The organism is Paenibacillus sp. FSL L8-0470, assembly GCF_038008625.1.
In the GTDB taxonomy this organism is placed as follows: Bacteria; Bacillota; Bacilli; order Paenibacillales; family Paenibacillaceae; genus Paenibacillus_AQ.
In genome coordinates, this window is sequence record NZ_JBBOZM010000001.1 from 1,017,974 (window position 1) to 1,028,638 (window position 10,665).

The 10,665-nt window shown below is 54.8% G+C and carries 3 protein-coding genes and 1 riboswitch; all 3 genes read left to right on the forward strand.

Annotated features, from left to right (window positions below):
• Positions 1-81 precede the first annotated feature (81 nt).
• A complete protein-coding gene (locus tag NST99_RS04720) occupies positions 82-1,344 on the forward strand; it encodes a hypothetical protein (protein ID WP_038586374.1) in 1,263 nt (420 codons plus the stop codon).
• On the forward strand, positions 1,341-4,487 hold the full coding sequence (locus tag NST99_RS04725; protein WP_341089998.1) for a GAP1-N2 domain-containing protein: 3,147 nt from the start codon (positions 1,341-1,343) through the stop codon (positions 4,485-4,487). Before NST99_RS04720 ends, NST99_RS04725 begins: the two co-directional genes overlap by 4 nt.
• A gap of 456 nt (positions 4,488-4,943) precedes the next feature.
• A riboswitch (cobalamin riboswitch) is annotated at positions 4,944-5,144 on the forward strand.
• A gap of 262 nt (positions 5,145-5,406) precedes the next feature.
• The gene (locus NST99_RS04730) at positions 5,407-10,653 is read left to right on the forward strand and encodes a DUF4430 domain-containing protein (RefSeq protein ID WP_341089999.1); all 5,247 of its coding nucleotides are present in this window, start codon (positions 5,407-5,409) and stop codon (positions 10,651-10,653) included.
• Positions 10,654-10,665 lie beyond the last annotated feature (12 nt).

Genomic DNA, 10,665 nt, shown 5'->3' on the forward strand with positions numbered 1-10,665 from the left:
TAGCAGATCAAATTGTTGGAACTTAGTTTTGTAGGCACTTACTAACAAGTGATGCAGACAGAACTTTTAGGAGGATGAGAGATGTCTTTTTTCAGCCGATTTAAGAAGAAAAATCAGCCGCAGGCGCGGCCGCTTTTTTATGATATTGTCTGTCCGTACTGCTTCACCAAGTTTTCGCCGGAGGACGTTGTTTTTCGGGCCATGCACAGCCGTGAGGATGATGAGAATTATGCGCTCGGCGAAGATGATGCACTGAATAAATACCGTGAGCGTTTCGGCCTCGATACTGTCGATGATATGGAGGCTGTGCTTAATCCGGCTGATATTCCCGAGGAATATCACCACTATACTGATCATGTGCTGACCGGTCTCACCGACCGCTATGGTGTGCTTACGCGCAGACGGCTGTGCCCGTCCTGCCATAACGAGCTCCCCGTGACCGCCGGCAAGGTGCCAAGCAACATTATCTCGATCATCGGCGCCTCCCAGGTCGGGAAGTCGGTGTACATGACCTCGCTGATCCATACACTGCAGCATACGACTGCTGGGCATTTCGACGCGGCCTGCATGCCATTGAATGCTGAAATCAGCCGCAAGTTCCGCACCCTGTACGAAGAACCGCTGTTTGAGCGCGGCGATTTGCTGGCCTCAACACAGAAGGAGAAGATGCAGGAGCCGTTTATTTTTCAATTTGTGTTCAAGGATGAAGAGAAGCCGCCGCTGACACTGGTATTCTTCGATGTTGCCGGTGAAGGCATGGTCGATCAGGATTACCTTGGGCTGCATGGCCAGCATATCAAGAACTCCGCGGGAATCCTGTTCATGGTCGATCCCTTGCAGATCCGCTCTATCCGGGAGAAGATCAAGATTAATTACGGCGACCGTCCCGGGGAATGGGTCTCGCAGTATGATGAGCCGCGTGATGTGGTGCTGACGATGTTCGGCGATTTCATCGCCTACCAGGAGAAGAGCAAGACCGATATCCCGACGGCCGTCGTGCTTGCCAAAAGCGACATGCTGCATTCGCTGAAGGATGAAGATGGCGACTACATCAAGTCCAACAGCAATGTATTCAACAACTATGTGCACCGCAACACGCTGAACCTGGATGAATTCCAGAACATCGACGGTGAAATCCGCCGCTTTATCGGCAAGGTAGACCGTCCGTTCAAAGATACGATGGATGTGTATTTTGCCAATACGGGGTATTTTGCCGTCTCCGCGCTGGGCAGCAATCCGGTCAACCAAAAGATAGAGGGTGTCGTCAGCCCGATCCGTGTGGACGAGCCGTTTATCTGGTTGCTGCATAAGCTGAACTATATTGAGGGGAGCGACGGGCCGTGAACAGATTCTCAGGGTCCAGGATCACCCAGCAAATGTATACCCGCGAGCGGCGGGGCGTATACCGGGCAACCGAAGGATTCGATACTGTAGCGAAGTCGGAGAGCCTGGACAATAATTTTGTCAAAAAAATCATTCATCCTTTCTGCCTTTATGATGCCCCGGCTGAGCTGGCGGCGCGCGGCGAAAAAAATGAGGAGCTGTATCCGGCCGCGCTGCATTTATTCCATACGGAAACAAACGACACGGTGATCGGGCAAAGCCGCTATCAGGCGACTGATTTTACCGGGCAGCGGAGTGCTTTTTTTGCCCATAACTTTGTAGTGCCTCCGACACGCGCCGAGGAAATTATTCAGAGCTATGGGGATTGGCTGCATGCTGATTTTGCCGGGAGCTATGAAGGAGAGCTTGGAGGAACCTTGCCGGAGTTGGCCGATATTCCGGCCCTACAGCGTGAAGGACAGGCTGATCCGCTAACGGTGCTGGGCAGTCTCGGGTTCAGCGAAGCATTGTTCAAGGCGCTGCTGCAGGCGGTCATGATCTCTGTGGCAAGCAAGAAAAAAAGTTATGTTGCCCTCGATGTTCCCATCGCAGAGCTATCGCAGCGGGCGCTGGAGCTTACGGAGATTATTTACGGGGCTTTGCCGTATGATTTCCGCCGCAGGCTAGGGGTACTCACCTATGCAAACGAGCCAAAAAGCCGCAAATATATCGATCTTACCTTTGTAGAAAAAGGATCGCTCCGTCCCGGGGACCGCAGTATCGAGAAGGATTTTATCTTCGATCTGGCTTCGGGCCGGACCCTGAATGCCGATTTCGCTGACTCGCAGCAGCCTTATGCCGATCTGGTATGGAAAACGCTGAAGAACAAGGGCAGCTTAGATGACTTTGCCCGGTTCGCTGATTCGCTGCTGCCCGGTGAGAACGTGGACCGCAAGCTGCAGTTGGCGCTTTATAATGAGCTGGCGGTTTTTTATGAGATTGAGCAGGGCAATGAAAGCTTGTACACGGACAACAAAAATGCTGTGCTCAGCGGCCTGCTGTCCTACCTCAAGCCGGAGGGGGCGCTGGAGTCCCGGGTACGGCTGAACGATATGTTCCTGGAGCGCTTCGACCGTGAGTATGACCTGATCCGCAAAAAGGGGATTCCTCAGCCGGAGATTATGGAGCGTTTTATGGAGTATTTTGTGCTGAAGGGCCATAATTACCGGGTCAAAGTGGTCGATTATTTCATCAACGGTATGCTGAATGCCCGGTCTGCGGACCGGGATGATACATTGGCGGCGGCTTACACTATCATCGAGAGCAATGACGAGCTGAGTGCAGCTTTCTTTAAAAGAGTGCTGGCCCAGCCTATTTTCCGCAAGGCGCTGCTGGAACCGTATATGGAATCCCGGTTGGCTGCTGCAGCGCAATCGTCTGACATTTTACGGTTTGTCGCCCATTGGGGCCGGTTTCTTCCAGAGGCGCTGCAGCAGTCGTTTGTCCGTGATACAATCAGCGATTATTTGCTGGAGAAGCTGCAGCGTGACAAAGATCCGGTTGCGGCGGTGGCCTCGATTCATGACTCTGTAGAGAAGGCGGAAAAAGAGCGCCGCAGAGGCAGCGGGTTCAACCCTGAGGCGCTTTCGCTGCTGAAGGAGCTGATGGCGGCAGCGGACCGCTTCCTGCTGAACCGTGTATCGCTCAGCGAGCTGACACAGGAGCAGCTGCTGGAGATTTCGTTCCTGCGCTACCGGGATACGGCGGATTGGCAGCCGCCGCTTGATTCCATCAGCAGGCAAAAATCCAATGCGCTACGCGCTGCCTACCGCTGGTTCGGGGAGGAGAGTCCTGATGAGGAACTTTTTGCCGGATTGTCACCAAAGGAGCTGGATGATGTACAGCTGCTCGGACGGCGCTGGCTGAAGGAATCACGAAGTGTGGAGCCGTTCGAACGCTTGCCGCTCGCTTTCTATCACAATAGTGACCGCGAGAGCGGCCCGCTGGATTATGATGCGCTGCTGGATCTGGTCAAGCGCAAAGCGGACGGCGACAAAGAAACGGTATACCGTTTCCTGGCCTGGTCACAGAACAACCGGCTGTTCACGGTGTCGAAGAAGAAGCTATACCCGGGCTACCGCCGGGCGATTCTAAAGTATTTCCTGAACAGCGACCGTGAAGCCTTCAAGAGCAGGGATTTCCGCAAAAGCTATGTCTCCGCTGCTGGGCCTGCTCTGCAAAATGTATATAACGAAGCCCGCTCCCAGCTGGCTTCGCCGCTGGCGCGGTGGGTTAGCCGCAGCCGATTTCAACTCCTGATCTCCGGCTCCATTCTGGGGATCGTACTGATTGGCGTTATTATCGCCATCAGCCTGCTGCGGCCGGACAGCCCGGACACGGCTCTGCCGGAGGGCAGCGCAGCACCGGACGGCGGCCACCCGCCTGCTGCCGTGTATCTTAGCGGCAGCGGAGAAGGCGCGGGCAGCAGACTGGTATTCACCTTTGCTGACGCTGAAGAATGCACCGCCTTTACTCCGGCGGAGATCAGTGTAGCAGCCTCCGGTGGGGATCCGGAGGTCTACAAGGTCACGGCGACGTCGAGCCGGTGTCTCGCTCCGTCGCCGGATGCGGGGGCCGCCGGCATGAACGGCGGCAGTGGAACGGCAACGCCGGATGCGTCAGCCGGAACGGAAGCCGACGCGACCGGGAACGCGAACGCCGGAACGGAATCCGGCGCGACAGGGACCGCGAACGCCGGAACGGAAGCCGGCGCGACAGGGACCGCGAACGCCGGAACGGAAGCCGGCGCGACAGGGACCGCGAACGCCGGAACAGAAGCCGGCGCGACCGGGAACGCGAACGCCGGAACGGAAGCCGGCGCGACAGGGACCGCGAACGCCGGAACAGAAGCCGGCGCGTCCCCGGCTGTGTCATCCGCGCCTTCGCCGGGAGAGACCGGGGGAGCTTCGTACCAAGTCACTGTGGATCTGGAACCGGGGGCTAAGCTGGCCGAGGGCAACATGATCATCGCGGGCGATTATAAGCTGACTCTGCAGTCGGATCCAGCACTTACGGCAGCTCCTACACCGAGTGCACAGCCTACTGCAACTGCGACTGCAACGCCTACGGATGATGGCGGAGCAGCAACCGAGGCTCCTGAGTAAAGCGATATAAACAGACAAAAATCCTGAACCGCATGTTTTGCCCGGAGAGAGCAGGGCAGATGCGTGTTCAGGATTTTTCTTCTTTCACAGAGCTCCGGCGTTGGTTATGACGGATCACCCTGTAAAGGGATTCTCTCCCTCTAATGTGGAGTGTATATTGAAAATAAGTTGTATAAGACGATATACTACCGCTAAATTATCCGGTTGAGCCTTATGTGGCGTTTTACGAAATAATAGCGGGTGTAAATCCGCCTAATCCTTATTAATGTGGGAGTAGCCAAAACTTAGCGGGCATTTTTTCCGCTACTAATGATGAACTGCGTGCAGACAGGTTGGGATCAACGAAGAGTGTGTTTGATGCTTTCGAAAAGGGCTCAGCCGGCAACGGGCGGCATTGGAACAGCTTTTCTATAGACATACAAGGGAATAGTGGATATGATTATGAATATTAAAATTTGATAGTCTAGTGAAAAGGGTGCAGATTCTATCCAGTAGAATTTGCTTAAAAGGGAAGTCCGGTGCAAGTCCGGCGCGGTCCCGCCACTGTAAATGCGGAGCGACTCTTAAGGGTGCCACTGTCCTGTGAAGCAAGGACGGGAAGGCGGAGGGAAGCTGTGAAGCATAAGCCAGGAGACCTGCCTTTTTCTTGAACGTTTCTATTCTTCGTGGGGTAAGAATGCGGAACATTACAAATGGATGTGGTGGCGGAGCTTGAGCACCCCCGTGCTTCATTTGTATTCTTCCGAGGCCGCCCTTAGCAGGGGCGGTTTTTTTGAGGGATGAGGATGAAGTATAAGCCGGTGCTGTATGTTATCCTTCTCTCTCGCAGAAACGGCCCCGTCCTTTTGAAATGGACAGCATAGCCGTTTCTTCTTGTTGTCCGCTGCTTCACTATTTTATTCACGGAAAGAGGTTAACGATGAAGACTCTTCTCTCTGCCAAGTCCTTTATGCTTGGCCTGGCTTTATTGCTGGTTATTTCGATTCTGGGAACAGCGCTTGTTCCTTCAGGGCAAGTGTTTGCCGGGGCGGTCTCCGCTACCGCGTCCGGAGGAACGGAAAGTGTTACTGCTGCTGTGTATGCAGCAGACGAGTCTGGCGCAGAGCCGGCTGCGGCTGCATTAACAGCGAAGCAGCAGATTACCGTTGCCGGAGCGACCTATGCGGCTGCCGAGTATATGCTCAGCAGCGGCGTGACGTCAGAATGGCAGGCGGTTGGCCTCGCACAGGCGGGCTACAAAGTACCGGAAAGTTATGTCCGGCTGCTGGAGCAAAAGGTGCGGACAGCCAGCGGCAGCTTTGCCGCAGTCACGGATTATGCACGGATTGTGCTCGCGGTACAAGCCGTGGGGGCTGATCCGGCGAATTTTGCCGGAAACGGCTCTGAGCCGGGTTTTAATCTGGTTGAGCGTATCTATAACAGCGACAAAATGAGCGGCCAGACGCTGAACAATCCGGTCTATGCGCTGCTGGCACTGGATTCAGGCAATTATACTATTGGGGCGGATGCCAAATGGAGCAAAGCGGCGCTGCTCAGCGAGATCCTGTCCAAGCAAAATGCAGACGGCGGGTTCGCCTTGACTTCCGGGGCAAGCGAGCCGGATATGACGGCGATGGCTTTAACGGCCCTTGCTGCGCATAAGAGTGATCCGGCGGTTGCAACTGCCGGGCAAAAAGCAGTAGCCTGGCTGTCTGCTGCGCAGGACAGCAACGGTGGCTTTGGAGGCAGCAGCGAAAGCGCGGCACAGGTCATTATCGGCCTTGCCTCCTTCGGGGTAGACCCGGAAGGAGCAGAATTCACCAAGGGTGAAGCAGATCTGATAAGCAGACTGCTCAGCTTCAGTGTAGAGGGCGGCGGGTTTGCCCATAATCAGGGCGGAAATGTAAATGCTTTTGCTACAGAGCAGGGGCTGCAGGCGCTGGTGGCCTACACCCTGTACAGCGGGGGCGGAAACGGCAAGCTGTATGACTTCACTAAGCCTGCGGTTCCGAATCCGTTAGTGTATGTGCCCCTTGTAATTGAAGGGCCGCAGAACACGCTGGGAGAAGGGATGGCATATGCAGGCAATGTCCTCGAGGTGCTGGAGAAAGTGGCCGCCCAGAAGGGCCTTCCGGTTAAGAATGAATCGGGCAGCTATGTAACGGGAATCGGCAGTATCCAAGCCGGAATCTACGGCGGCTGGGATGGCTGGAAATATGCTGTGTCCCGGGACGGGGCATGGATTGATCCCGATGTAGGAATGAAGGATTTTAAACTTAAGGAAGCAGACCGGGTTCTCGTTTATTATGCGGGCAACGATACGCAGCTGGTGAATTCGCTGACGCTGTCCGCGTTGCAGCCGGGTGAGGAGGAGCCTTTCTCAGTCACGGTTACCCAGATAAAATGGGTATGGGACAATGCCACAAATATTTCGAGTCCTGTAACCTCAAGTGCATCTGGTGTGGAAGTGGCAATCGGAGACCGGAAGGCAACAACCGGTGAAGACGGCAAAGCGGTCTTTGCCGAAGGTGTTCCGGCAGGAGACTATACGCTAACCGTAACCGGTTATGTTGCGGACAATGCACCAACTATCGCTAAATATTCGCAAGCTGTAAAGGTAATCTCCAAGAATGTACCAGTTCATCTGTCGGTTGAAGGACCTGAGGGGCCGGTCGCTGAGGGAGCGCTGCAAGCATCCAACGCGCTGGCGGCATTGAAGAAACTTACGGCATCCGGAAATATTCCGCTGGAGATTACGGAGTCCTCCTACGGCAGCTATGTGTCGGGCATTAATGGGATTAAGAACGGAACCCATGACGGCTATTGGAACTTCCTGGTGTCGCGCGGCGGGAAATGGATCTACCCAAGCGAAGGCATGGGTGACTTCAAGCTGCAGGCACAGGACAAGGTGCTTGTCTATTTTGCCGGTGCCAACACGCAGGCAGTAAATTCCGTTACAGTATCTCCACCGCAGCCAAAACCGGGGGAAACGTTTAAAGTGACTGTTACCGGGGTGGAGTGGGTATGGAATAACACGACATTTGCTTCCGAACCGGTTGTTTCACCGGCAGCCGGAGTGAAGATAACCATTGGCGGTAAATCAGTCACTACGGACAGCCAAGGCGTTGCAGTTTTTGAAGGAGGCTTGTCCGGCAAAATATACACGCTGGCTGTAACCGGTTATGTTGCGGAAGCCACACCAAACATTGCCCGCTATACGGATTCGCTGAAGGTGGCTCCGGGCAATGTAACCTCCTATCTGTCCATTGAAGGGCCACGGGGTCCGGTAGCTGAAGGCGCGCTGGAAGCATATAACGCGTTTGATGCGCTACAGCAGCTGGCAGCTGCGAACAACATTCCTCTAAAGGTTACGGAATCTTCCTTCGGCATCTTTGTAGGGGGCATTAATGGAATCGAGAACGGAGCCTATAACAATCAGGGTTACTGGGCTTTTGCCGTATCGCGCGGCGGGGCGTGGATTTATCCGGATGTGGGCTTAAATGATTATATTCTGCAGACTTCCGACAAAGTGCTTGTCTACTATGCCGGAGAAAATACGCAGGTAGTAGATTCGGTACAGATTTCGCCTGCGCAGCCGAAGCAGGGTGAGGCATTCACCGCTACGGTCACGCAGAAGAAATGGGTCTGGAATAATGACACGTATACTTCTGATCCGGTGACTTCACCGGCTGCAGGAGTGCAGGTCACTGTTGGCGATAAAACCATCACTGCTAATGAGCAAGGGCTCGCAACCTTTGAGGGTGGCCTGCCTGCCAAAACATACACGCTGGCCGTGACTGGTTATGTCGAAGGCGGGACGCCTAAGATTGCCCGCTACACGCAGCCGTTGACTGTTACAGCTTCGGTAGAAGTGCCTGAGACGGCATCGGCCACGCTCACAGTCATTGGAGACACTACTAAGGGAACCATTCTGGCTGGTACCAAGATGACGCTGAACGAGGGAGAGACCGCATACAGCTTGCTAATCCGCCAGCTTGGAAGCAAGGTTGTCAGCGGCGGAAGCGGAGACAGTGTATACATTAAAGCGATTGATGGCTTAGCAGAAAGGGACCGCGGTGAGAAAAGCGGCTGGATGTACTCCGTAAACGGTGTCTACCCGGATTACAGCTCCGGAAGTTATAAGCTGAGCAGCGGCGACGCCGTAGCCTGGCGTTATACGCTTAATGGCGGAGATGATCTGAAGGGATCGGCTGGAGGTTCCTCCGGCACTGGAGGTGCAGCAGCAGGTACGGGCGGCAGTATGGTGAATGTGGGTATCACCCCGGATAATACCCTTCCGCTGAATCAAGTAGGACAGACGACAGCTGTTTCGAACCTGAGCACCAAAATGACCCCGGCAGCAGCGGCTGCCCTTAAGCAAAAGCTGGCGGCAAACGTGGCTGTCTTCGAGCAGGAGGTCACTTCGGGTGCGGCGGCAACCTTGCAGGACAGCGGCGGTGAAGTGAAGCTGCAGCTGCCAGCCGGTTCCGTGTCCGGCAATTTGAAGATCAGCGTACGCGAGACTACTTCAGAACGCGCTGAGCTGGTATCGGGACTCTATGATTTCAAACCGGATGGTACGAAATTTGTGAAGCCGGTGGATCTTTCGATTACAGTTCCGGTTACGGCGGTAAACCCTGCCAATCTGGCTTTGGCATGGCTTGACGAAAGCACCGGCCGCTGGATTCCGGTTCCCGCTGCGCTGGATGCGCAAAGTGGGGTGATCACCGGAAAGGTCAGTCACTTCACGTCCTTTGCCGTAGTGGACCGCAGTAAATGGGAGCCGCAGCCGCAGCAGTTGAAGAGCGATATTGCAGCTACTGCCAAGGCAATTCAGGCAGCCGAAGAGATCAGCGATTGGCAGGCGATTGGACTCGCCCGTTCCGGCCACACAGTACCGGCTGCTTATTTGAACGGAGTGAAGGAGCAGCTTGCCGCGAATAAAGGGGAGTTCCGCAAGGTTACGGATTATGAACGTTTGGCGCTGGCTGTTGCCGCTGCCGGCGGTGATCCGCAGAGTATTGGCGGGTATAATCTGATTGAGCAAATTTATAACAATGACCATATGGTAAGCCAGGGCAGCAACGGCCTCATTTTTGCCCTGATTGCGCTGGACAGCGGTTCTTATGCTGTACCTGCGAATGCGCAGTGGACTAAGGAACGGCTGATCAAGTCCATCCTGGAACTGCAAAGCAAAGACGGCGGATTCCCGCTGACAGCTGGCAGTACCGATGATGTGGACATTACCGCTATGGCAGTTACTGCACTCTCATCCCATAATGACCAGGCGGAAGTAAAAGCGGCTGCGGATAAAGCGATCGCCTGGCTGTCGCAGCAGCAGCTTGAAGGCGGCGGCTTCAAGCTCTCGGGAGCAGAAAACAGTGAGAGCACCTCACAGGTCATCATTGCCCTGAGTGCTGCCGGAGTTGGTCCTAATGACTCCAGATTTATTAAAGCTAAGGGCGGACTTCTCAGCCACCTGGCTTCATTCAGACAAAGCACTGGCGGCTATGCTCATTCGGCTGGCCAGCCCGGGAACAGCCTGGCTACCGAACAGGCATTACTGGCACTGGCTGCGTACGACCTGTTCCTGGCCGGAGAGGCGAAGCTGTTCAGCATCTCGCCAGCCGCTTCCGGCAGTGTGTCCTTTGCCGATGAGAGTAAAATTTCATCCTGGGCGCTGGACTCCGTTCACAAAGCCTATGAGCAAAAGCTGATGGAAGGAGTCAGCGGATCTAGCCTGATTTTTGCACCGAAGCAGAATATTACCCGTGCCGAATTCGCTGCGCTGCTGCTGAGACTGACAGATCAGACACCTGCTGCAGCTTCGGCTGCACCAGTATTCAGCGACGTAAAGGCCGGCACATGGTATTATGGAGCTGTGCTTAAAGCGAAAGAGCTCGGATGGGTAGGTGGAGTTACGGATACAACCTTTAATCCGAATGGCTGGATTACCCGCGAGGATATGGCTGTGATGATTTCCAGAGCGTTCAAGCTGGAGAACGGTTCTGCGGCTACGGCGCAGACTGCGAAGTTCACAGACGAGCGCCGGATCAGCAGCTATGCGCTGTCAGCGGTCCATGCGGTAACGGAGTCCGGTTATATGACCGGCTTCAGTGGAGGATTTGACCCATCAAGTGCCGTAACCAGAGAAATGGCGGCGGTCGTAGCCGTAAGATTGCCTTAAGTGTAATCCATC